The organism is Streptomyces sp. NPDC051218, from assembly GCF_044455475.1.
Taxonomy (GTDB): Bacteria; Actinomycetota; Actinomycetes; order Streptomycetales; family Streptomycetaceae; genus Streptomyces.
This window is the reverse complement of the sequence record NZ_JBITEU010000001.1, coordinates 46,155-68,065: the sequence shown is the minus strand read 5'-3', so window position 1 is coordinate 68,065 and position 21,911 is coordinate 46,155. Positions and strand designations below refer to the sequence as shown.

Annotated in this window: 21 protein-coding genes and 1 riboswitch; of the genes, 12 read left to right on the top strand and 9 right to left on the bottom strand. The window is 72.4% G+C overall.

What is annotated here, in order from left to right:
* Positions 1-17: 17 nt before the first annotated feature.
* The 5 genes from cobN to ACIBCK_RS00320 form a co-directional block, all read right to left on the bottom strand.
* Positions 18-3,692 (bottom strand): cobaltochelatase subunit CobN, encoded by a 3,675-nt coding sequence (gene cobN, locus ACIBCK_RS00340; protein ID WP_399385874.1) that lies wholly within the window; start codon positions 3,690-3,692, stop codon positions 18-20.
* Complete coding sequence (locus tag ACIBCK_RS00335; RefSeq protein ID WP_399385873.1) at positions 3,689-5,197, bottom strand: cobyric acid synthase; 1,509 nt, start codon at positions 5,195-5,197, stop codon at positions 3,689-3,691. Before ACIBCK_RS00335 ends, cobN begins: the two co-directional genes overlap by 4 nt.
* Positions 5,194-6,135: a cobalamin biosynthesis protein gene (locus ACIBCK_RS00330; protein WP_399385872.1), complete on the bottom strand. Its 942-nt coding sequence runs from the start codon at positions 6,133-6,135 to the stop codon at positions 5,194-5,196. Before ACIBCK_RS00330 ends, ACIBCK_RS00335 begins: the two co-directional genes overlap by 4 nt.
* Before the next feature lie 107 nt (positions 6,136-6,242).
* Positions 6,243-6,385, bottom strand: a riboswitch (cobalamin riboswitch).
* A 106-nt stretch (positions 6,386-6,491) separates the two neighbouring features.
* Entirely contained in the window at positions 6,492-6,752 is a 261-nt protein-coding gene (locus ACIBCK_RS00325) for a hypothetical protein (RefSeq protein ID WP_399385871.1), read from the bottom strand.
* A 12-nt stretch (positions 6,753-6,764) separates the two neighbouring features.
* On the bottom strand, positions 6,765-8,039 hold the full coding sequence (locus tag ACIBCK_RS00320; RefSeq protein ID WP_399385870.1) for an anion permease: 1,275 nt from the start codon (positions 8,037-8,039) through the stop codon (positions 6,765-6,767).
* 319 nt (positions 8,040-8,358) lie between these two features.
* Between ACIBCK_RS00320 and ACIBCK_RS00315 the strand changes: the two genes are divergently transcribed.
* The 3 genes from ACIBCK_RS00315 to ACIBCK_RS00305 all read left to right on the top strand — a co-directional run bounded on the left by ACIBCK_RS00315 (position 8,359) and on the right by ACIBCK_RS00305 (position 11,851).
* The gene (locus ACIBCK_RS00315; RefSeq protein ID WP_399385869.1) at positions 8,359-9,027 is read left to right on the top strand and encodes a class II aldolase/adducin family protein; all 669 of its coding nucleotides are present in this window, start codon (positions 8,359-8,361) and stop codon (positions 9,025-9,027) included.
* Positions 9,028-9,153: 126 nt separating this feature from the next.
* The gene (locus ACIBCK_RS00310; RefSeq protein WP_399385868.1) at positions 9,154-10,290 is read left to right on the top strand and encodes an alpha/beta hydrolase; all 1,137 of its coding nucleotides are present in this window, start codon (positions 9,154-9,156) and stop codon (positions 10,288-10,290) included.
* 88 nt (positions 10,291-10,378) lie between these two features.
* Positions 10,379-11,851, top strand: a complete 1,473-nt coding sequence (locus ACIBCK_RS00305; protein ID WP_399385867.1) for a hypothetical protein — start codon at positions 10,379-10,381, stop codon at positions 11,849-11,851.
* A 4-nt stretch (positions 11,852-11,855) separates the two neighbouring features.
* Here the strand turns inward: ACIBCK_RS00305 and ACIBCK_RS00300 are convergent, their stop codons facing one another.
* Complete coding sequence (locus tag ACIBCK_RS00300; RefSeq protein WP_367040537.1) at positions 11,856-12,743, bottom strand: neutral zinc metallopeptidase; 888 nt, start codon at positions 12,741-12,743, stop codon at positions 11,856-11,858.
* 247 nt (positions 12,744-12,990) lie between these two features.
* Here ACIBCK_RS00300 and ACIBCK_RS00295 point away from each other — a divergent pair, with 247 nt between their 5' ends.
* From ACIBCK_RS00295 to ACIBCK_RS00280, 4 genes are all read left to right on the top strand, one after another.
* Positions 12,991-13,788 carry a hypothetical protein gene (locus ACIBCK_RS00295; protein WP_399385866.1) on the top strand — a complete coding sequence of 266 codons (798 nt, stop codon included), beginning with the start codon at positions 12,991-12,993 and terminating at the stop codon, positions 13,786-13,788.
* Positions 13,789-13,883: 95 nt separating this feature from the next.
* Positions 13,884-15,482, top strand: a complete 1,599-nt coding sequence (locus tag ACIBCK_RS00290) for an ABC-F family ATP-binding cassette domain-containing protein (RefSeq protein ID WP_399385865.1) — start codon at positions 13,884-13,886, stop codon at positions 15,480-15,482.
* A gap of 373 nt (positions 15,483-15,855) precedes the next feature.
* Complete coding sequence (locus ACIBCK_RS00285) at positions 15,856-16,077, top strand: helix-turn-helix domain-containing protein (protein WP_055550175.1); 222 nt, start codon at positions 15,856-15,858, stop codon at positions 16,075-16,077.
* A 134-nt stretch (positions 16,078-16,211) separates the two neighbouring features.
* The gene (locus tag ACIBCK_RS00280; RefSeq protein ID WP_399385864.1) at positions 16,212-17,024 is read left to right on the top strand and encodes an enoyl-CoA hydratase/isomerase family protein; all 813 of its coding nucleotides are present in this window, start codon (positions 16,212-16,214) and stop codon (positions 17,022-17,024) included.
* Positions 17,025-17,029: 5 nt separating this feature from the next.
* Here the strand turns inward: ACIBCK_RS00280 and ACIBCK_RS00275 are convergent, their stop codons facing one another.
* Positions 17,030-17,773 (bottom strand): nucleopolyhedrovirus P10 family protein, encoded by a 744-nt coding sequence (locus tag ACIBCK_RS00275; protein ID WP_399385863.1) that lies wholly within the window; start codon positions 17,771-17,773, stop codon positions 17,030-17,032.
* 93 nt (positions 17,774-17,866) lie between these two features.
* On the opposite strand from ACIBCK_RS00275, the gene ACIBCK_RS00270 reads away from it, so the two are divergent.
* The 5 genes from ACIBCK_RS00270 to amaP are packed head-to-tail and all read left to right on the top strand — an operon-like array spanning position 17,867 to position 20,212.
* Positions 17,867-18,370, top strand: a complete 504-nt coding sequence (locus ACIBCK_RS00270) for an Asp23/Gls24 family envelope stress response protein (RefSeq protein ID WP_399385862.1) — start codon at positions 17,867-17,869, stop codon at positions 18,368-18,370.
* A 27-nt stretch (positions 18,371-18,397) separates the two neighbouring features.
* Positions 18,398-18,586 (top strand): hypothetical protein, encoded by a 189-nt coding sequence (locus ACIBCK_RS00265; RefSeq protein ID WP_399385861.1) that lies wholly within the window; start codon positions 18,398-18,400, stop codon positions 18,584-18,586.
* A gap of 3 nt (positions 18,587-18,589) precedes the next feature.
* A complete protein-coding gene (locus ACIBCK_RS00260; protein WP_367040529.1) occupies positions 18,590-18,934 on the top strand; it encodes a hypothetical protein in 345 nt (114 codons plus the stop codon).
* Positions 18,931-19,626, top strand: coding sequence for a DUF6286 domain-containing protein (locus ACIBCK_RS00255; RefSeq protein WP_399385860.1), 696 nt, complete (start codon positions 18,931-18,933; stop codon positions 19,624-19,626). Before ACIBCK_RS00260 ends, ACIBCK_RS00255 begins: the two co-directional genes overlap by 4 nt.
* Before the next feature lie 7 nt (positions 19,627-19,633).
* Positions 19,634-20,212, top strand: a complete 579-nt coding sequence (amaP, locus tag ACIBCK_RS00250) for an alkaline shock response membrane anchor protein AmaP (protein ID WP_399385859.1) — start codon at positions 19,634-19,636, stop codon at positions 20,210-20,212.
* Positions 20,213-20,224: 12 nt separating this feature from the next.
* Here the strand turns inward: amaP and ACIBCK_RS00245 are convergent, their stop codons facing one another.
* Together ACIBCK_RS00245 and ACIBCK_RS00240 are read right to left on the bottom strand one after the other, a co-directional pair.
* A complete protein-coding gene (locus tag ACIBCK_RS00245; protein ID WP_399385858.1) occupies positions 20,225-20,980 on the bottom strand; it encodes an SDR family oxidoreductase in 756 nt (251 codons plus the stop codon).
* A 42-nt stretch (positions 20,981-21,022) separates the two neighbouring features.
* Entirely contained in the window at positions 21,023-21,817 is a 795-nt protein-coding gene (locus tag ACIBCK_RS00240) for an SURF1 family protein (RefSeq protein ID WP_399387155.1), read from the bottom strand.
* Positions 21,818-21,911 lie beyond the last annotated feature (94 nt).

Here is a 21,911-nt window from a genome sequence, read left to right as displayed (position 1 = left end):
GACGGGAACGGCGGGCCTCACCCGTCCCCCTCCAGCTCGCCCTCGAGCTCCAGGTAGGTGGCCCGCAGCCGCTCCAGCGTCCGCGCGTCGGGCTCGGCCCAAAGGCCACGCTCCGCCGCTTCGAGCAGCCGCTCCGAAATGCCGCGCAGCGCCCAGGGGTTGGACTTCTGCATGAACTCCCGGTTCTCGGGGTCGAAGACGTACTCGGCGGAGAGCTTCTCGTACATCCAGTCGTCGACCACGCCCGCGGTCGCGTCGTACCCGAAGAGGTAGTCCACGGTGGCGGCCATCTCGAAGGCCCCCTTGTAGCCGTGGCGCCGCATGGCCGCCATCCAGCGGGGGTTGACCACGCGGGCCCGGAACACGCGGTGGGTCTCCTCGCCGAGCGTGCGCGTCTTCACCTGGTCGGGGGTGGCGGAGTCGCCCACGTACGCCTCGGGGGACTCGCCCGTCAGATGGCGCACCATGGCGACCATGCCGCCGTGGTACTGGAAGTAGTCGTCGGCGTCGACCAGGTCGTGTTCCCGGGTGTCCACGTTCTTGGCCGCGACGTTGATCCGCCGGAACGCGGTCTCCATGTCCCCGCGCGCGGCCTTTCCGTCGAGCCCGCGCCCGTACGCGTATCCGCCCCACACCGCGTACACCTCGGCGAGGTCGGCGTCGCTGCGCCAGTTGCGCGCGTCGATCAGCGGGAGGAGACCCGCGCCGTAGGCCCCGGGCTTGGAGCCGAAGATCCGGGATGTGGCCCGGCGCCGGTCGCCGTGCTCGGCGGTGTCCTCGTCGGAGTGCGCCCGTACGTAGTTGGACTCCGGAGCCTCGTCCAGCTCGGCCACGGCCCGCACCGCGTCGTCGATCAGGCCGATGACGTGCGGGAACGCGTCACGGAAGAATCCGGAGATCCGCACCGTCACATCGATGCGCGGCCGTCCGAGCTCCTCCACCGGCACGATCTCGAACCCGGTGACGCGCCGCGACGCGTCGTCCCAGACGGGGCGGCAGCCGAGCAGCGCCAGGATCTCGGCGATGTCGTCGCCCTGCGTGCGCATCGCCGACGTACCCCACACGGTCAGGCCGACCGACTTCGGATAGTCACCGGTGTCCGCCAGATAGCGCGCGATGAGCGAGTCGGCCAGCGACTGGCCGACCTCCCAGGACAGCCGCGAGGGGATCGCCTTGGGGTCGACGGAGTAGAAGTTGCGGCCGGTCGGCAGCACGTTGACGAGTCCGCGCGTGGGCGACCCGGAAGGCCCGGCGGGGACGTAACCGCCGTCGAGCGCCCGCAGGATGTGCCCGATCTCGTCCGTGGTCCTGGCGAGACGGGGCACGACCTCCTCGCACGCGAAGCCCAACACGGCCACGGCGGGCGGCAGTTCGACGCCTACGACATCCCGTACGAGCCCTCGCACGGCGGAGAGCTCCCAGCCGCGCTCCTCCATGCCCTCGGCGAGCCGGCGGCACAGCTGCTCCAGGAGGTCGAGCGCGTCGGCGCCGCTTCGCGCGGGCCCGTCGACCAGCGACGTCAGGCCGTCCGCGACCTTCACCGCGGCGCCCGGCTCGGCGAGCAGCTCCTTCTCGCTGAGCCCGAAGTGCTCGGCGAGGCAGGCCCGCAGACCGGGCAGGGCGTTCGCCTGACCGCCCCACACCTGAGAGGCCCGCAGGACGGCGAGCACCAGATTGACGCGCGCCTCGCCCTCGGGGCCACCGCCGAGGATGTGCAGTCCGTCGCGGATCTGCACGTCCTTGATCTCGCAGAGATAGCCGTCGATGTGCATGACGAACTCGTCGAACTCGACGTCGTCGGGCTGCTCGTCGACGTGCAGGTCGTGGTGGAGCTCGGCGGCCTTCACCAGCGTCCAGATCTGCGCGCGGACGGCGGGGGCCTTCGTCGGGTCCAGGTCGCTGACCAGCGCGTACTCGTCGAGGAGCTGTTCCAGCTTGGCCAGGTCCCCGTACGTGTCCGCGCGTGCCATCGGCGGCACCAGATGGTCCACCACCGTGGCGTGCCCGCGCCGCTTGGCCTGGGTGCCCTCGCCGGGGTCGTTCACGATGAACGGGTAGATCAGCGGCAGCTCGCCGAGCACCGCGTCCGGGGCGCAACCACCGCTCAGGCCAAGGCCCTTGCCCGGCAGCCACTCCATCGTGCCGTGCTTGCCCATGTGGACGACCGCGTCGGCGCCGAAGGACATCTCCAGCCAGCGGTAGGCCGCCATGTAGTGGTGCGAGGGCGGCATGTCGGGGTCGTGGTAGATCGCGATGGGGTTCTCGCCGAAGCCGCGCGGCGGCTGGATCATCACGACGACGTTCCCGAACTGGAGGGAGGCGAGCACGATGTCGTCGCCGTCCACGTACAGATTGCCGGGCGGCTCGCCCCACGCCTCCAGCATGCCGTCGCGCAACTCGGGGTCCAGCTTGTCGAACCACGCCCGGTAGTCGGCGAGCGGCACGCGCGCGGGGGCGGCGGCCAGCTGCTCCTCGGTGAGCCACTCGACGTCGTGACCACCGGCGTTGATGAGCCGGTGGATGAGCTCGTCGCCGTTGTCCGGGTGGCCCTCGACGACGTATCCGGCATCCCGCAGTGAGTCGAGCACCCGCACCGCCGACGCGGGGGTGTCGAGGCCGACCGCGTTACCGACGCGCGAGTGCTTGGTGGGATAGGCCGTGAAGACGAGGGCGAGCTTCTTCTCGGCGTTCGGCTTGTGCTTCAACTGGGCGTGACGCAGGGCGATTCCGGCGACCCGGGCGGCACGCTCGGGGTCGGCCACGTACACCGGTACGTCGTCGGGGCCCTGCTCCTTGAAGGAGAACGGGACGGTGATGACACGGCCGTCGAACTCGGGGATCGCCACCTGCATGGCGGCGTCCATGGGGGAGAGCGCGGCGTCCGACGCGTCCCACGTGGCGCGCGAGGAGGTCAGGCAAAGCCCTTGCAGGACGGGGATGTTGAGGTCGGCGAGAGCGCCGATGTCCCAGGCCTCCTCGTCGCCGCCCGCGCTCGCGCCCGAGGCGTGCGTGCCGCCCGCCGCGAGGACGGTGGCGACGAGCGCGTCCGCCTTCCCGAGGATCTCGTACAGTCCTGAGTCGGCACCGCGCAGCGAACCGCAGTAGACGGGAAGGGCGTTGGCGCCCCGCGCCTCGATCGCGTCGCACAGCGTGTCGACGAAGCCGGTGTTCCCGGAGAGCTGGTGCGCGCGGTAGAAGAGCACGCCGACCGACGGCCGGCCCTTGACGTACGCGCGCGAACCGTGCACCCCGTACTCGGGCATCTTCCGCGGCTCGGCGCTCTGCCGCTCGTGGGCGTCACCGGAGCGCGCGTGTCCCGCCGCCAGCACGTCCTCCTTGAGGAAGCGCGCCAGCTCGCGCAGATTCTCCGTGCCGCCCTCGACGAGATACCGCAGGGCCTCCGCCACGGACCCCGCGTGCACGGTCGACTCCGCCATCAACTCCGCGTCCGGCACGGCCTCGCCGCCTAGCAGCACCGTCGGGATCCCGGCGGCCTTCAGCCCCGCAAGCCCGTCCTCCCACGCCCGCTTGCCGCCGAGCAGGCGTACGACGGCGATGTCCGCGCCCTCGACCAGCGCGGGCAGCTCGGTCTGCGCGTCGACCCGGGTGGGGTTGCCGATGCGGTAGGGGGCGCCGGAGGCACGGGCGGCAAGGAGATCCGTGTCGGCGGTGGACAGAAGCAGGACGGTCATGAGGGTGCCCCCGGTGCGATGAAGGGGAGACCGGCGGGTGCGCCGGTCTCGATCAGGCTGAGCAGCGCGTCCGTGTCCGCGTGTTCTTCGATCAGGTCGCCGAGCAGATCGAGCTGCTCCTCGCGCAGTGCGCCGAAGCTGGTGTCGGGCGCGGGCACGAAGCGGCGCCCGGCGGCGTGGGCGACCTCGGTGAGGAAGCGGCGCCGGAACGCGTCCGACTCCAGGGAGCCGTGCCAGTGCGTGCCCCACACCTCGCCGACACGGCACCCTTCCAAGAACGGCTCGCCGCCCAGGACTTGAGCGACGCCGTGATGGATCTCGTACCCCTCGACGGGTTCGCCGAGCGCCTCGCCGACCGGTCTGGCGAGGGTCTTCTCGCGCGCGAACCGCACGCGTACGGGCAGCAGGCCGAGCCCGTCCACGGCTCCCGCCCGCGACTCGACGTCGTCCTCGATGTGCTCGCCGAGCACCTGGAAGCCGCCGCAGATCCCGAGCACGGGACGCCCCTCGGCGGCGCGACGCGCGATGGCGGCGGCGAGGCCGCGCTCGCGCAGCCACTCCAGGGCACGGACCGTGCCGCGCGTCCCCGGCACGATCACGAGATCGGCGTCGACCAGCTCTTCCGCCCGGTCCACGAACCGCACGACGACGCCGGGTTCGGCGGCCAGCGCGTCCACGTCCGTGAAGTTCGACATCAGCGGTACGGCACAGACGGCGACCCGCAGCACGTCCTCACCGACCGGGGGAGCGACCACGGACTCCCGCACGGCACCCCGCAGGGAGACCCGGAGCCCGTCCTCCTCGTCGATGCCGAGGCCGTGCTGGAACGGCAGCACACCGAACGTGCGCCGCCCGGTCAGCTCATGAAGCATGTCGAGCCCCGGTTCGAGCAGCGAGACATCGCCCCGGAACTTGTTGACGAGATACCCGGCGACCAGCTCCTGGTCCTCGGCGCTCAGCAGCGCCGTCGTCCCGAAGAAGGAGGCGAAGACGCCCCCGCGGTCGATGTCTCCCACCACGACCACGGGGAAGCGGGCGGCCCGCGCGATCCCCATGTTCACGATGTCCGTACGCCGCAGATTGATCTCCGCGGGGCTGCCCGCACCTTCGCAGATCACGGCGTCATAGCTGCCCCGAAGTTCCTCGAGGCATCCCACGACGGTCGACAACAACGCTTCCTGCCGCCCACCGTGGTAGCCGCGCGCGCTCATCTCGCCGACCGGCTTGCCCATCAGGACGACCTGGCTGCTGCGGTCGCTGCCCGGCTTGAGAAGGACCGGATTCATCAGCGCGGTCGGCTCGACCCGGGCGGCCTGCGCCTGCATGGCCTGGGCCCGCCCGATCTCGGCGCCTTCGCGCGTGACAAAGGAGTTGAGGGACATGTTCTGCGCCTTGAAGGGCGCGACGGAGACCCCCTTGCGCGCCAGCCACCGGCAGATACCGGCGGTGACGACGCTCTTGCCCGCGTCGGACGTGGTTCCTGCGACGAGCAGCCCACCACTCATGAGGCCCTGCCTTTCCGTAGCGTGCTCACGGCCGCCGCGACGCCGAGGGCGAGCAGCCCGACCCGCCGCGACAGCTTCACGGCCCGCTCGATGTCGGTGACTTCGACGCCCCGCCCGTCCCCGTTCAGGACAGGCCGGTGCTCTACCCGCCCCGCGTACGAGAGAGTCCCCCCGAGCCGTACGCCCAACGCCCCGGCGAAGGCGGCCTCGACGGGCCCCGCGTTGGGGCTCGGATGCTTGGCGGCATCGTCACGCCAGGCCCGCACCGCGCCGCGCGGCGCGTCCCCGGCGGCAGCCGCGAGCACCGCGGTGAGCCGGGCGCCCGGCCACCCCAGTACGTCGTCGAGGCGGGCGGAGGCCCACCCGTAGCGCCGGTACTTCACGGACTTGTGCCCGACCATGGCGTCGAGCGTGTTGACGGCCCGGAAGCCGACCAGGCCGGGGACCCCGCCAAGGGCCCCCCACACCAAGGCCCCGACCACGGCGTCGGACGTGTTCTCGGCGACGGACTCGACCACGGCCCGCGCGATGCCGTCGGCGTCGAGCGCCTGCGGATCGCGGCCGCACAGATGCGGCAGCCGCTCCCGCGCCACCTCGATGTCCCCGGCGGCGAGCGCCCCGCCGATGGCCCGCGCCTCACGCCCCAGCGAGGTGCCGCCGACCACGGCCCAAGTGGTCGCGGCGGTCAGCGCGACGGACGCGGCGCGCGCGTCACGTACAAGAGAAGAGGCCAGGACGGCGGCGCCGGTCGCGCCTCCGGCGCACACCACGGTGTGCAGGGCGCCCCACCCGCGGTGGTCACGCCAGAGCAGTCGCTCGACAGCGCTCGCGGCCCGCCCGAACGCGGCGACCGGATGCCCGCGGCGGGGATCGCCGAGGAACAGATCACCGAGGAGGCCGGCGGCGGCGCCGTACGCGAAGTCGCGATCGGCACGCATGGCTTCAGCCGGTCGTCGTGCCGAGAGGAGAGCTCACGCTCGGGAACTGGTCCGGCAACGGGCGGCCGCGCATGGCGAATGTCCTCACTCAGGGTGTCCGCGCCCTGGTTCGACGTGATCGGCGGCGAGAGTTCCTGGCTTCCGAGGAGTCAGCTCCTCGATGACAGTGGCGGGACCGCGCCGGATTCGCACCGGCTTCCTCTCCTGCTGCCGTATTGGCTCCGGCAGTCCACCACGGCCCGCGAAGGCCCGTCAACTCGCCGTTGACCTGCGACGGGAGAGTGTGCGGAGGCCCACATACGAAGGTGGGGTGCGGGACGCAGAAGCGTCCCGCACCCCACCTTGAAGCCCGGTCGTCAGGCGACGATCAGATAGATCCCGTACGCCACGGCCGCCGCGCAGAGCGCGAAGCACACATACGCGCCCGTGCGTGCCGCGGCGGCGGTGCCGCCCGCCGTGGACGCACCCGCGGAGGCTCCCGCGGTGGCGGCGCCGGACGTGGCCGCCTCGCGCTTGGAGAGGCCGACGATGCCGAGGGTGAACAGGCCCACCAGGGCCACCGTCACCGCGAGGCTGACTCCGAAGACGGAGCCGAGAGCTGCCCAGTCGATGTCCATGCTGACTCTTCCTTACACCGTGGCGGGCCGGGCGGGGTCCGCCACGGTGCTGGTCGGGGCCGCGATGGTGGCCTTGACGAAGTCGATGTCCGCGCTGGCCACGGCCGACCCGGTGGGGGGCGGTGTGACGGCGGCCATCGCGTTGGTCACGACGCCCACGGGCTCGGCGGCGGAGGAGCCGCCGATCTCGTCGTCGGCGACGTTCGTGTGGTCGACGGCGTTGCGCCGGGACAGCACCCAGATGACGGCGGAGCCGCCGATGAGGAGCGCGGCGGTGGCCGCGATGCCCCAAGGGCCCTGCTTGGTGAGGAACTCGGCCCCCGCGCCGACCAGACCGGCGGCCGGCAGGGTCAGACCCCAGGCGACGAACATGCGGGTCGCCGTGGACCAGCGGACCACGCCGCCCTTGCGGCCGAGGCCCGCGCCCATGACGGCGCCGGAGCAGGACTGCGTGGTGGAGAGCGAGAAACCGATGTGCGAGGAGGCCAGGATGACTGTCGCGGCGCTGGTCTGGGCGGCGAAGCCCTGCTGCGGCTGGAGGTCGGTGAGGCCCTTGCCCATGGTGCGGATGATGCGCCAGCCGCCGAGGTAGGTGCCGAGCGCGATGGCGACACCGGCCGAGACGATGACCCACATCGGGGGGTTGGCGCCCGGGTTCAGGACGCCGCCGGTGACCAGGGCGAGCGTGATGATGCCCATGGTCTTCTGCGCGTCGTTCGTGCCGTGGGCCAGCGAGACGAGGCCCGCGGAGGCGATCTGTCCGGCGCGGTAACCCTTGGCCGTGGCCTTGGTGTCGGTGTTGCGGCCGATCCGGTACGTCAGGCGCGTGGCCACCAGCGCGGCGAGACCCGCCACGAGAGGCGCGGCCAGGGCCGGGATCAGGATCTTGGTGACGACGGTGCCGCCGTTGATCGACGACCAGCCCATCGACATGACCGCGGCGCCGATGAGGCCACCGAAGAGTGCGTGGGAGGAACTGGAGGGCAGGCCCACCAGCCAGGTCAGCAGATTCCAGAGGATCGCGCCGACCAGGGCCGCGAAGATCACCTCTGTCTTCAGTCCGTCCTCGTTGACGATGCCGCCAGAGATCGTCTTGGCGACTTCGACGGAGAGGAAAGCGCCGACGAGATTCAGCACGGCGGACATGGCCACCGCCGTCTTGGGCTTGAGAGCGCCAGTCGAGATGGTGGTAGCCATCGCGTTGGCTGTGTCGTGGAAACCGTTCGTGAAGTCGAACACGAGAGCGGTAACGATCACGATCCCGAGGAGAAGCGTGATGTGTTCCATTTACCCAGGCTTCTGTTGGACGTCAGTGGCAATTGGAACGTAGGCAACCTTGGTGAACGGAAAGTGAACTGGGCCGGGCCGTGCGGTGACTCAATTCGGGGCGCCTTCGCTCCGGTTCCGCTTGTGCCGTGCCGGTGATCGACCGGAGCGGCGGCGGGAGGCCGGGCGGGAGGCCCGGAATCCCGGCTTCCCAGGGTGCCTCACCATCCCCGTGCACACCCCTCGGGGCGGCTCGGCGAGCCGCCGAAGAGATTCTGATCACCCGAGCCGCCCGGCCGACCGCGCCGGTGGATCGCGAGCCGCCTGGCAGGATCACGGCATGACGGAGCAGCGGGACGAAGGCCGGCGGGGCGCGATGGAGCGGGCGTGGGACGAACTGGTGGCGGCGGCCCGCAGAACGGTGGCGGACGGCCTGGTGGTCGGCACGTCGGGCAATGTCTCGGTGCGCCTCGGCGGCACGATCCTGGTCACCCCCAGCGGGGTCCCCTACGACCGGCTGGGACCGCGGGACGCGGTCGGCGTCGACACGGACGGCAACCGGCTCTTCGGTGAGCTCACCCCGACCAGCGAACTGCCCATGCACCTCGCGGTCTACCGCACCACGGACGCCGCGGCCGTGGTCCACACCCACGCGGTGCACGCCACCGCCGTCTCCACCCTGGTCCCGGAGCTCCCGCCCATCCACTACATGGCCGCCGCGCTCGGCGGCCCCGTCCGGGTGGCCCGATACGCGCCGTACGGCTCGGACGAGTTGGCGCAGAACATGCTCCGGGCCCTCAGGGAACGCACCGGCTGCCTGCTGCAGAACCACGGCACCATCACGTACGGGGACACCCTGGACCAGGCGTACGACCGCACGGCGCAGCTGGAGTGGATGTCCCGCCTGTGGCTGACGGCCAGCTCCGTCCCTGGCCACGCCCCGACCCTCCTGTCGACGGGACAGCTGAGGGAGGCGGAGGACAGGCTGCGGGGTTACGGCCAACAGTGACGCGTCCCGTGGGGCCGCGGGCGAGGCGGCATCACGGCGTGTCTGCGTGGGGCCGAAGGTGAAGTCGCGTCACCCCGCGGGCCCCGCCCACTGGCCCCAGCCAGGCCAGGGCCCGACACTGGGCAGGTGCGCCCAGCCAACGCGACGGCAACGGCCGTCACCGCCGTCACGACCGCCCTCCTGGGCGGCGCAGCCGCCGTCGCCGCGGGCCGGTTCGCCAGCAACGCGGCCCTGAAAGCACCGGCCGGCCGCCCGCTGCCGACCGAGCCGCGCCTCACCGTCCACTCCACGGCCGCCGGGCAGATCACCCTGACCCGCGCCCTGGCGAGCCTGCGTCCCGGTACGTACGGGCTCAGCGGCCACGGCAGCCATGCCGTGATCGGGCCCGTCCTGGACGCCGCCCCGCACGCGGCCGACACCGTCGTACGCCGCCTGGAGCGCGTCACGCACGGCGCCATGGAACCCGGCGCGAAGGTCTGGCTCACCCCGCAGGTCCACATCGGCGACCCGCACTCGGCCCTGGACATCGACCACGCGGATGTCGACATCCCCGGCGAACTCGGCGGTCTGCCCGCCTGGTTCGTGCCGGGTGCCCGCGACACCTGGGTGATCACCGTGCACGGCCTCGGCACCACCCGCGAGCACCCCATGGTCGTCATGGACTTCCTGCACCACCAGCAGTTCCCGGTACTCGACCTCGCCTACCGCGGCGACCTCGGAGCGCCCCGCTCCCCGGACGGCCTCGGCCACCTCGGCGAGACCGAGTGGCGCGACCTGGACGCGGCCATCCGCTACGCCGTGCGATACGGCGCCCAGAAGGTGATCCTGCACGGCTGGTCCACCGGCGCCGCCATGGCCCTGCACGCCGCCGCGTACTCGGCGCTCCGCGACCGGATCAGCGGGCTCGTCCTGGACTCCCCGGTGCTCAACTGGGAGACCACCCTGCGCGCGCTCGCCGCGGCCCGCCGCACACCGGGGCCCCTCCTGCCGCTCGCGGTGCGCGCCGCCCAGGGGCGCACGGGCCTGCGCGGCGACCGCATCCTGGAGGCCGCCGACCCCGAGGTGCTCAAGGTCCCCACGCTCCTCTTCCACGGCCCCGACGACGTCATCGCCCCCTGGGCGCTCTCCCGTCAACTGGCCGAACGCCGCCCGGAGCTGGTCACACTCCACACCGTTCCGGATGCGCCCCACGGCGCCATGTGGAACGCCGACCCCGCGGGCTACGAAGAAGCGCTGCGGCGCTTCCTCACGCCCCTCATGTAGCGCGCGAGAGCCCCCTGAGGCGGCGCTCCGAAGCCTTGCGCAGACATTCCGTTTGGGTTTTCGGACCGTCAACAGGAAGACTGCTCCCGTGACGTCCCGTATCCCGCGCGACTCAAGGCTCCGACTCGTCCGCGCTCAGTCCCCCGGGGCCGAGAGGCGAGCGGGGGTGGAGCGCGGCGCAGCGCGGCCCCTGACCGCCCCCGGCGCAGTGACGCAAGCACGTGCGCGCCGCCCCGCGCCCCGGCCACCCGAGGGCACACCCGCCCCGGGAGAGCTGGCCCGGATGGCGCGGAGGAGCCTCGCCGACGCCGTACGGATCGCGCGCTGGGCCGACGCCTCCCTGCACCCCGGACGCACCCGACCGGGAACCGCCAAGGGCTCGACGGGAGCCGCGGCCGCCAAAGGCGGCGACGGCACCCTCTCCGCCGCCACCGCGGAACGGGCCGCCGCGGAACTGGCGCTGACCCCGGATCAGGTCCGCGCCGACTGGGACACCGCACGGCTCGCCGGCCTCATCGAGGTGCACGGCGACAGCGCGCGCCCCGGCTGGCGGCTGCGCGCCTGGGACCGTGACGACGCCGCCGTACTGCGTGGCTGGGTCGCCCTCTTCGACGCCTGGTCGCTCGCGCACCCCGCGTCGCGCGAACTGCCGCCCGCCACGGTGGCCGAGACCGTCGAGGCCATGCCGCAGCTCCTCACCCTGCTGCAGCTCTCCGCGGGCCCCGTCCCCGTGCCGCAGCTCCTCGACCTCCTGGACCAGCGCGTCACGGAACTGCGCACGGAACGCTGCGAGATCCCCTACGGCCCGCAGCCCGAGCCGGTCGACCTGGCCGACACCCCGTCCCTCGCCACCCTCCTGGACTGGGCGCTGCGCGGCCTCGCCGCCGTCGGAGCGCTGACGTACGCCGAGGGACAGGCCACCCTGACGCCGCTCGGCAGCTGGGCGGTCTGGGTCAAGCTGGAGCAGATCTGCGTGGCCGCGCAGAGCCCGGCGGGCAACATCGAGCAGTCGGCGGAGGACATGCTGCGCGGCTGCGCCCGCCTGCGCCCGAACGCGGCCCGCTCCGAGTACCGCGCCTGGCTCGCGGCCCGCCCCGTGGGCAGCGCCGTCGCCGAGCTCCTGGAGGCCGCCCGCGGCGAGGACGCCCTGCTGCGCGGCCTCGCCTTCGAGGCCCTGCGGGTGGTCGGCGCCCCGGCCGAGGCGGAGGTGCGGGCCGTCGTGGAGGAGACCCCCCTGCGGCCCTACGCCCTCATCTGGCTGGCCGAGCACGAAGGCGCCGACCCCGAGGACGTCCACCTCGTCCTGACGCGGGAGGAGTCGACGTGGCTGTGGGTCGACACGGCGGCGGCCGTCGCCGACCACGGGGAGATCAACCTCCTCGTACGCCACCTGGAGTCAGCGGTGCAGCCCACCGTGCCCGCGCTCCTGGACGAGGTCCGCCGGGTCGGCCACCCCCGCACGGTCCAGGTCCTGGTGGCCCTCGCGGCGGCCCACCCCGACCCGGCGCTGGCCAAGGCCGTGCGCCGGGCGGCCTTCCAGGTGCACACCGGAGGGGTGTAGAGCCTCACCGGAAGGTGTTGCACTGCGCCATGTCGCCGGTGCGGTAGCCCTGGTAGAACCACTGCTGGCGCTGCTCGGCCGAGCCGTGCGTCCAGGACTCGGGGGTGACCCGGCCCTGGAACTTCTCCTGGATGCGGTCGTCGCCCACGGCGGCCGCCGCGTCCAGGCCCTCGCGGATGTCCGCCTCGTCGAGGCTGGTGATCAGCGGCTTGCCCGTCCTGTCGTCGGCGGTGCGGGTCGCGTGCCGCGCCCAGACACCCGCGTAGCAGTCGGCCTGCAGCTCCACCTTCACGGCGTTGCTGTTGCGTCCCGTGCGCCCGTCCTGGGAGCGCTGCAGCGTCCCCATCAGGTTCTGCACGTGGTGCCCGTACTCGTGCGCCACGACGTACGCCTGCGCGAAGGGGCCGCCGCTCGAGCCGAACTTGGTCCGCAGCTCGTCGAAGAAGCCGAGGTCCAGATAGACCTTCCGGTCGCCGGGGCAGTAGAAGGGGCCGACCGCCGACGACGCGGCGCCGCAGGCCGTGCCCACCCGGCTGGTGTACAGGACGGTCGGCGCGGCGGAGTAGGTCCCCTCCCGGCGCTGGAACTCCGGGCGCCAGTAGTCCTGGACGCTGTTGACCACGGCCACCATGCGGCAGTCGTCCTTGGTGTTCGCGTCCTGCCCGGTACGGCAGCTCTGCTGGACCTGCGCGAGGGACGTGGAGGTGGCTGCGGGCTCCTCGTTGCCCGACGAGAGGCCGAGCTGGTCGGGGCCGACCCCGAAGAACAGCCCGAGAAGCAGCGCGATCAGGCCCGCGATGCCGCCGCCGACCGCCTTGCCGCCGGGGATCCGGCTGCCCCGCACGTCCTGTACCTCGGACGTGTCCAGATTGGCGTCGTCGTCGAACTGCATGGGCGCACCACCCTCTGCCTCGCGTCCGGGGCGGCGTCGCGCCGCCCTGTGCCGAGATGCCGGCGCCTTCATCCTGATATGCCCCACTCGGTGTGGCGCCGGACGGGGGTCCGAACGGGGGACCCTCGCCGATCGGTGCGTCGTGTCGCGGCCGTCGCCCGGGGCCGTGCGGCGGGGCCGCCGCTACGCTCTGCGCCTGTTGCGTGGGCAGAGGTACCGGCCGAGGTGCCCGCATGAGGGGGGCGTCGTGTCCGTTGTGCCGTTCGGGGTGACCGGATCCGGGCGCGTGAGCCCCGCGGAACCGGTGCCCGCCCGCCGCGGATCCCGGCTCGCCCTGCCGGCGGCCCTCGGCCTGCTCGCCCTGCCGCTCATCACCGCGGCCCACCACTCGCTGCCCGCTCCCTACGGGGACCACGTCACCGTGCACGCGCGCGTGGCCGACGGCACGGCGACCCCCGAGCTCCGCACCACGGGCCGCGCGGTCGCGGCGTACGACCCGGCGAGCGGGCGCGCGCACTGGACGTACCGCCGCGAAGGGGCCCGGCCGCTCGCGCTGCTCCCCGTCCCCGGGCACGCCGTCGCGCTCTGGAGCGACGGCCTGGTCACCGACACCGCACCGCGCGCCGACGGCAGCGCCGTGCGCTGGCACCGCGGCATCCCCGACAGTGCGTCCTGGCTCGGCTCCGCGGGCTCCCGGGGAGCCGCCGGAGTCCTCCAGCCGCTCGACGCCCGCGGCCGGATGATCGCCGTCGTCACCCCGCAGCGCATCGCCGCCTACCGCAGCGCCGACGGCGACCTGCGCTGGGTGCTGCCGGCCCACCCCGGCTGCGCCTTCGAGCCCGCACGCTCCGTGCGGCGCGAGGACGCCCTGATGGTCGCCCAGCCCTGCGGTGACGCCGCGACGCCGTGGACGTCCCAGCTGATCGCGGTGGACGACCTCGGCCGCATCGTGCCCCGCCGCTCACCCCTGGGCAACGAGCTGCCGGGCGGCGCCCCCGACGACGTACGAACCCGGGCAGGAAAAGCGGTTGCACCGCCCCGTTAGAATTGGCCGCATGGCCATTCTCCTCGTGCATTAGACGGCGTGATCGCCTTCAGCCTTTCCGCCGTCCGAACCCACCCCTGCCCAGGAGTCTGTCCGTGATCACCGCTTCCGGCATCGAGCTGCGCGCCGGCGCCCGCATCCTCATCGAGAACGCCACCTTCCGCATCGCCAAGGGCGACCGCATCGGTCTGGTGGGCCGCAATGGAGCGGGCAAGACCACGCTCACCAAGTGCCTCGCCGGTGAGGGCATCCCGGCCGGCGGCACCATCAGCCGCTCCGGAGAGGTCGGATACCTCCCGCAGGACCCCCGCACCGGCGACCTGGACGTGCTCGCACGCGACCGCATCCTCTCCGCCCGCGGACTCGACACCCTCATCCGCAAGATGCGCGAGAACGAACAGCGCATCGCCAGCGGCTCGGGCGCGACGCGCGACAAGGCGATGCGGCAGTACGAGCGCCAGGAGACGGAGTTCCTCACCAAGGGCGGTTACGCCGCCGAGGCCGAGGCCTCCACCATCGCCGCCGCGCTGAGCCTCCCCGACCGCGTGCTCGGCCAGCCCCTGCACACGCTCTCCGGTGGCCAGCGCCGCCGCGTCGAGCTGGCCCGCATCCTCTTCTCGGACGCCGACACCCTGCTTCTCGACGAGCCGACGAACCACCTCGACGCCGACTCCATCGTCTGGCTCAGGGACTACCTCAAGTCCTACCGCGGCGGCTTCATCGTGATCTCCCACGACGTCGAACTGGTCGAGACAGTCGTCAACAAGGTCTTCTATCTGGACGCCAACCGATCCCAGATCGACGTCTACAACATGGGCTGGAAGCTCTACCAGCAGCAGCGCGAGTCCGACGAGAAGCGCCGCAAGCGCGAGCGCCAGAACGCCGAGAAGAAGGCAAGCCAGCTCCACTCGCAGGCCGACAAGATGCGCGCCAAGGCCACCAAGACCGTCGCCGCGCAGAACATGGCCAAGCGTGCCGACAAGCTCCTCGCGGGCCTCGACGAGGTACGCCAGAGCGACAAGGTCGCCAAGCTGCGCTTCCCGGAGCCCTCGCCCTGCGGCAAGACCCCGCTGATGGCCGAGGGGCTCTCCAAGTCGTACGGCTCCCTGGAGATCTTCACGGACGTCGACCTCGCCATCGACAAGGGCTCGCGCGTGGTCATCCTCGGCCTCAACGGCGCGGGCAAGACCACCCTTCTGCGGCTCCTCGGCGGCGCCGAGAAGCCCGACACCGGGCAGGTCATCGAGGGCCACGGCCTCAAGCTCGGCTACTACGCCCAGGAACACGAGACGCTGGACCCGGAGCGCACGGTCCTGGAGAACATGCGCTCGGCCGCCCCCGACCTCGACCTCGTGGCGGTGCGCAAGACGCTCGGTTCCTTCCTCTTCTCCGGCGACGACGTCGACAAGCCGGCGGGCGTCCTGTCCGGTGGCGAGAAGACCCGTCTGGCGCTCGCGACCCTGGTGGTCTCCTCCGCCAACGTGCTGCTCCTCGACGAGCCCACGAACAACCTCGACCCGGCGAGCCGCGAGGAGATCCTCGGCGCGCTGCGCACGTACAAGGGCGCGGTCGTCCTCGTCACGCACGACGAGGGCGCGGTGGACGCGCTCCAGCCGGAGCGGATCATCCTGCTGCCCGACGGCATCGAGGACCTGTGGGGCCAGGACTACGCGGATCTGGTCGCGCTCGCCTGATCGCCCGGTGGGCCCCGCGAGGAGTCCACACAGGTTGATCGAATAACTGATCCACAGCGTATGGATCATTCGGCCGAGCCGTGATCCTTCATCTGTGTGAGGTGTCCTCGTACCGAAGTGCGGGGTACACGGATTTCGGGGGCGGCGCGGGCGACAGGCCTTGTTCTCGCCCGATACCGCGCTGACCTGGCACTTCACCCCGCAACCCATTCGGCCGCATGGAATTCCCTGCGCGGAATCGTTAATTCCACTCGTGGTGTCGCCTTCTCCTGAGGGAAACCTCGTCGTACGGACCTTGCCGAATGGGTGGCCAGGAAGGCCGGGAGGGGTGATCATGAGAAGTCCAGAGCGCACTTCCTATGAGGAGGCACGGGTGGCCGAGACTCTGAAGAAGGGCAGCCGGGTAACCGGCGCCGCGCGTGACAAGCTCGCGGCAGACCTGAAGAAGAAGTACGACGGCGGTGCGAGCATCCGGGCGCTGGCTGAGGAGACGGGCCGTTCGTACGGCTTTGTGCACCGGATGCTCAGCGAGTCCGGCGTCACGCTGCGGGGACGCGGCGGGGCGACGCGAGGCAAGAAGGCCGCAGCCGGCTGACGGCTGCGGGCGGTTCACCGGCTCCGACGGTGGCCACCCGGTCGATCGCTTGACCGACCGGGTGGTTACTGTGCAGTCACTTACGGGCGCGCACGCGCGTCCGCACCGACCGCACACCACCATCGGAGGCCCCCATGGTTTCGCCCGGCAGTGAACTCGGCGGATCCGCACCGGTACTCGACAAGGACGGCGTACGCCTGACTGTCGACGAGGCTGTCGCCACGGTGACGTTGGCCAACCCGGCCAAGCGCAACGCCCAATCTCCCGCGCTGTGGAGGGCGTTGGCCGAGGCAGGCCGGATGGTGCCGGGCAGTGTCCGTGTCGTCGTGCTCCGCGGTGAGGGCAAGTCCTTCTCCGCGGGCCTCGACCGCCAGGCGTTCACGCCCGAGGGCTTCGACGGTGAGCCGTCCTTCATCGACTTGGCGCGCGGCGACGACGACGTCCTCGACGCGACGATCGCCGAATACCAGGAGGCGTTCACCTGGTGGCGGCGCGGCGACATCGTGTCGATCGCCGCCGTCCAGGGGCATGCCATCGGTGCGGGCTTCCAGCTCGCGCTCGCCTGTGACCTGCGGATCGCCGCGGACGACGTGCAGTTCGCCATGCGCGAGACCAGCCTGGGCCTGGTGCCCGACCTCACCGGCACGCACCCCCTCGTGGGGCTTGTCGGCTACGCCCGCGCGCTTGAGATCTGCGCCACCGGGCGGTTCGTCCACGCACCCGAGGCGGAGCGCGTGGGCCTGGCCAACCTCGTCGTGCCCGCCGACCAGCTCGACGCGTCCGTGAGCGACCTCGCGGCCGCGCTGCTCACCGCGCCGCGCGACGCCGTCATCGAGACCAAGGCCCTGCTCCAGGGCGTCGCCGGTCGTACGTACGAAGAGCAGCGCACCGCCGAGCGCGCCGCGCAGGGGCGCCGGCTGCGGGACCTGGCGGGGCTCGGAGACTGACGCCGTCACTCCACCCCGGTGACCAGGACGGCCACCGAAGGGTGGTCCCGCAGGGCGTCGCCGACCGCCGCACGGACCGCGAGTGCCACGTCCAGGGCGCGGTGCTCACGGTCCGTCACCAGCTCCACGCGCGCGTGGCGACGCGGCAGGGAGGCGTCCGCCGCCCGATCGCGCACGGCCTCGTCGAGGTGGACGGCGCGGCCGTAGCCGCCGAGGGCGCCGGTCAGCCGCCGGACGCCCGGCACGCCCAGGGCCGCGCTCGCCACACGGGCCTCGTCCCCGTCGCCGGGCGCCGTCTGCGCGGCGTCCGGCGACGTCGCTCCGTCCACCGGTACGTCCGTGGGGGCCTGCCCCGCGTCCAGAAGCGTCGTCACGCTGAGGTCCACCTCATCGACCACCAGACCCAGCAGCTCCCCGGCCGCCGCGAACAGGGCGGCCCGGAGCCTCGCCGCCGCCGCGGGCAACGGCTCGGTCGGTTCGGCCGCGAAGTCCGCGGTGATCCGCAGCGGCCCCGGCGGCAGCGCGCTCGGCGGCGCGGGCACCGAAGAGACGTACTCCCGCGAAGGGTCGGCGAGCGCCACCCGCAGACCGCCGAGGCGTACGCCGCTCACCCGCTGCGCCGCATGGCGCAGTACCCCGTCCGCGCACGCCTCGGTCAGCCAGGAGCCGTCACCCGGTCCGCCGAGGGGGAGAACGCGCCCCAGGCCGAGCTGCCGCCGTACCGCATCGGTCCATCCGTCACCGGTCATTGCCCCAGCCTGCCGCATCCCTGGCGCGCGAGGACGTAACCGCACTTAGTGTGGACGAAGGAGTAGATCCCCGTTCGAAAGGGACACACGGCGATGAGTGACATCGGACAGCGGAACCGGCCCGGGGAGAGCCTTGAGAAGGGGGCCTCGGACGAGGCGGCGGGGAAGAGCGGCACGACCAGGAAGGGCGGCGGTGACCCCGCTTCCCGTGGGCGTACCACCATCGCGGACGGCGTGGTGGAGAAGATCGCGGGGCTCGCGGCCCGCGATGTGGACGGCGTGCACGCGATGGGCGGCGGCCTCTCCAGGACCTTCGGGGCCGTACGCGACCGGGTGCCCGGCGGTTCGGGCTCCAAGTCCGTGTCGCGCGGTGTGAAGGCCGAGGTCGGTGAGGTGCAGACGGCACTCGACCTGGAGATCGTCGTCGAGTACGGCGTCCCGATCGCCGACGTCGCGCGCGATGTACGGGAGAACGTCATCGGGGCGGTCGAGCGCATGACCGGGCTCGAGGTCGTCGAGGTCAACATCGCCGTGAGCGATGTGAAGCTCCCGGACGACGACGAGGACGACGATGAGCCGCAAGGCCGCCTTCAGTGACATCCGTGTCTTGCTAAGGAGCGCACGATGAGCATGGCCGTGGTCGGCATGATTGCCGGAATGGCCCTCGGCTTCGCCGGATACTTCGGCGGGTTCGGGGCGTTTGTGCTGGTGGCGGCCCTGGGCGCCATAGGGTTTGTCGCCGGCCGGTTCCTCGAGGGGGACCTGGAGCCCGGCGACTTCTTCCGTACCCGTGGCGACGACCGGCGGCGGTGAGCCGTGGCGGCACAGGTCGCGCCCGGGGAGCGCGGCGCGACCCTGATCGCCGACCGGGTCGTCGCGAAGATCGCCGCACGGGCGGCACGTGAGGCGCTGACGGAGCTGCCCGCGGACTGCTCGCCGCCGCACGCGACCGTCCACGTTCGCCATGACGTGGCCCGCGTCCGGGTCAGCGTCGAGCTGGACTACCCCTCGGACATCGGCGGGCAGTGCGGCGCCGTGCGTCGCCAAGTCGCCCAGCGGGTAGAGGCGTTGGCGGGGATGGAAGTTCCCGAGGTCGCGGTCCAGGTCGAGCGGCTGCACTCGGCACACGTGCGCGCCGCGGCGCGGGGGAGGACGCGATGAGCGAGGCTCAGGGGTCGCACAGGGCGGGCGCCGCGGGCGCCGGTGGCGGCACACAGCCGCTGCCCGTCGTCGAACGCGCCGAGAGCGAACTCGACCAGTCGGCCTCCGCGGCGTCCTACGACCCGCGGCCCACGCTGGCCGACGAGACCAAGGCGGCCCGCTTCTGGTCACCGCGCCGCGTGCCCGCCGCCATCCTCGCGCTGCTGGTCCTCGGCGCCGCGGGGCTCTTGCTGTACGACATCGCCGCGGTGCGGGCCGGCCACTCCGCCATGGGATGGCGGCGCGGCCTCGCCCGTGAACTCGGCGAACGGCCCCTGGACGACACGGCCGTCCTCGTCGGCGCCGGGGTGGCCGCGGCCCTCGGCCTCTGGCTGATCGTGCTCGCCGCGACGCCCGGACTGCGGGCGGTGCTCGCCATGCGGCGCGAGGACGCGGACGTACGGGCGGGGCTGCACAGGAGCGCCGCCGCGATGGTGCTGCGGGACCGGGCGATGGACGTGTCCGGCGTGCAGTCGGTGCGGGTCCGCATGAAGCGCTCCAAGGTGGACGTGCACGCGGTCTCGCACTTCCGTGAACTCGACGACGTACGAAACGACTTGGACGCCACGCTGGCCGACGGCATCAGGGACCTGGGCCTCGCCCGCGGCCCCGCGCTCTCCGTCCGGGTGGCACGGCCAGGCAGGAAGGGCTGAGCGCGCGATGCTGAAGACGGTCAACCGTGTGGTGCTCGGCCTGATCGGCCTGGTGCTCGTCGTCGGGGGAGGCTCGGTCCTCGCGGTCGGGCTCGGGGCGCCGCCGCCGTCGTGGTGGGTCCACGACGGCAAGCGTGACGTCCTGCTGAGTGACGCGGACCGGTCGCGGTGGCGCGACGAGGGCTGGTTCTGGCCCACGGTGATCGCCGTGCTCGCGGTGCTCCTGCTGCTCGCCCTGTGGTGGCTGGTGACGCAGCTGCGGCGGCGGAGGCTGGCCGAGGTGCTCGTGGAGACCGGCGACGGGGAGGGCGCGCTGCTGCGGGGGCGCGCCCTGGAGAGCGTCCTGGTGGGAGAGGCGGAGTCCCTGGAGGGCGTGCAGCGGGCCGGCGTCATGCTGACGGGGCGCCGCAACGCTCCCGAGGCCCGGGTGTCCCTGCACCTGGAGCCCGACGCGACGCCCGGTGAGGCGCTGCACCAGCTCTCCGCGGAGGCGCTTGCGCACGCGAGGGACTCGGCGGGCCTCGCCCGGCTGCCCGCGGTGGTGCAGCTGCGGGCGGTCAAGCATCGGGCGGAGCGCGTCAGTTGATGGGGCCGGTGGCTAGAACCCGTGCCGTGCCCCGCCGTCCACCGGCAGCATGACGCCCGTCAGGTACGAGGCGGCGGGCGAGAGGAAGAACGCCGCCGTACGCCCGAACTCCTCGGGGGTTCCGTAACGCCGCAGCGGGATCCGGGACTCGTGGCCGGCCCGCGTCGCCTCCGGGTCCGCGGAGAGCCCGTCGAGCTGCCGCACCCGGTCGGTGTCGATACGGGACGGGAGCAGCCCCACGACACGGATGCCCCGGGGGCCGAGCTCGTCGGAGAGCGACTTGGCGAAGCCCGCGAGTCCGGGCCGCAGTCCGTTGGAGATGGTGAGCCCCGGAATCGGCTCGTGCACGGAGGCGGAGAGCACGAAGCCGATGACGCCACCGTCGCCGAGCTCCGCCGCCGCGGAACGGGCGAGCCGCACCGCCCCGAGGAACACCGACTCGAAGGCCGACTCCCACTGCTCGTCCGTGTTGTCGGCGGCGAAACCGGGCGCCGGGCCACCGACGCTGATCAGCACGCCGTCGAAGCGCCCGAAGTGCTCGCGCGCGGCGGCGATCAACCGACCGGCGACCGCCGGATCGGCGTTGTCGGCGGCAAACCCGCGGGCGTTGTCGCCCAGCTCGGTCGCCGCCTCGGCGACCGTCTTCTCGTCCCGGCCGGTGATCAGTACCTTCGCGCCGTCCGCGACCAGCGCACGCGCTGCGGCGTTGCCCAGGCCACGGGTGGCACCGGTGATGACGTAGACGCGGTCCTTCAGTCCAAGATCCATGGCTCTATCCTGCCGCGTCGAGGCCACGGAACGCGAGGCTTGCTATACGGCGGCCGGCGTCGACTCCGTGGCGGGCGCCGTCTCCGCGGCAGCCGCGCGGCGGTCCCGCACCTCCCTGCGCACCAGGATCACCCAGCCGATGGGCACGCCGGTGCAGAACAGCCACCACTGGACGGCGTACGCCATGTGCGGGCCGATGTCGCCGTGCTCGGGCTCGCCGATCAGCTGGGGGGAGTCGCCGGCGGGCTCCGGGGCGGTCAGCTCGACGTAACCGCCGAGCACTTCCTTGCCGAGGCTGTGCGCCTGCTGGCCGCTGCTGATCAGCATGATCTGACGGTCGGGCAGCCCCTGGACGTCCTTGATGCCGCTCTGCGCGGACGTCTCGTCGGCCATCAGACGGCCGGTGACGGTGATCTCGCCCTTGGGCGCTGCCGGGACCTTCGGGAACGCGGTCTGCGGTCCGTTCGCCGGGATCCAGCCCCGGTTGACGAGCAGGACCTTGCCGTCGTCGAGGACGAACGGGGTCAGTACGTGGAAGCCGATCTCCTCGTCGGAGTTCGTGCGGCGCCGCACGACGACCTCGTCCTTCGTGTCGAACGTCCCCTTCGCGCTCACCCGGCGGTAGCGCTCGGAGTCCTTGACGGAGTGGCCGGGCGAGGTCAGTGACTCGGCGGGCACCGGCTCGGCGTCCAGCGCCTTGGAGATCTCCGCGTTCTGCGCGACGCGGTGCTCGTGGCGGTGCAACTGCCAGAAGCCCAGCTCGATCATCGTGGGGATGAGAACGAGGGCGATGAGGGTGAGGATCACCCACTGCCGGGACAACAGGAAGCGGTACACCCCACGACGGTACAACTCGGTCGTGGGGTGCACGGGGGTGGGGTACTCCGGAACGGGGCCGGGGAGGGCCGCCGGGACCCTGGGGGAGGGCTCG

Coding starts and splice junctions, on each gene's coding strand:
- ACIBCK_RS00315 (WP_399385869.1), top strand. CDS start 8,359: ATGACGGAGCAGCGGGACGAAGGCCGGCGGGGCGCGATGGAGCGGGCG.
- ACIBCK_RS00300 (WP_367040537.1), bottom strand. CDS start 12,743: ATGCAGTTCGACGACGACGCCAATCTGGACACGTCCGAGGTACAGGAC.
- ACIBCK_RS00320 (WP_399385870.1), bottom strand. CDS start 8,039: ATGGAACACATCACGCTTCTCCTCGGGATCGTGATCGTTACCGCTCTC.
- ACIBCK_RS00330 (WP_399385872.1), bottom strand. CDS start 6,135: ATGCGTGCCGATCGCGACTTCGCGTACGGCGCCGCCGCCGGCCTCCTC.
- ACIBCK_RS00270 (WP_399385862.1), top strand. CDS start 17,867: ATGAGTGACATCGGACAGCGGAACCGGCCCGGGGAGAGCCTTGAGAAG.
- ACIBCK_RS00280 (WP_399385864.1), top strand. CDS start 16,212: ATGGTTTCGCCCGGCAGTGAACTCGGCGGATCCGCACCGGTACTCGAC.
- ACIBCK_RS00335 (WP_399385873.1), bottom strand. CDS start 5,197: ATGAGTGGTGGGCTGCTCGTCGCAGGAACCACGTCCGACGCGGGCAAG.
- ACIBCK_RS00245 (WP_399385858.1), bottom strand. CDS start 20,980: ATGGATCTTGGACTGAAGGACCGCGTCTACGTCATCACCGGTGCCACC.
- amaP (WP_399385859.1), top strand. CDS start 19,634: ATGCTGAAGACGGTCAACCGTGTGGTGCTCGGCCTGATCGGCCTGGTG.
- ACIBCK_RS00325 (WP_399385871.1), bottom strand. CDS start 6,752: ATGGACATCGACTGGGCAGCTCTCGGCTCCGTCTTCGGAGTCAGCCTC.
- ACIBCK_RS00275 (WP_399385863.1), bottom strand. CDS start 17,773: ATGACCGGTGACGGATGGACCGATGCGGTACGGCGGCAGCTCGGCCTG.
- cobN (WP_399385874.1), bottom strand. CDS start 3,692: ATGACCGTCCTGCTTCTGTCCACCGCCGACACGGATCTCCTTGCCGCC.
- ACIBCK_RS00265 (WP_399385861.1), top strand. CDS start 18,398: ATGAGCATGGCCGTGGTCGGCATGATTGCCGGAATGGCCCTCGGCTTC.
- ACIBCK_RS00255 (WP_399385860.1), top strand. CDS start 18,931: ATGAGCGAGGCTCAGGGGTCGCACAGGGCGGGCGCCGCGGGCGCCGGT.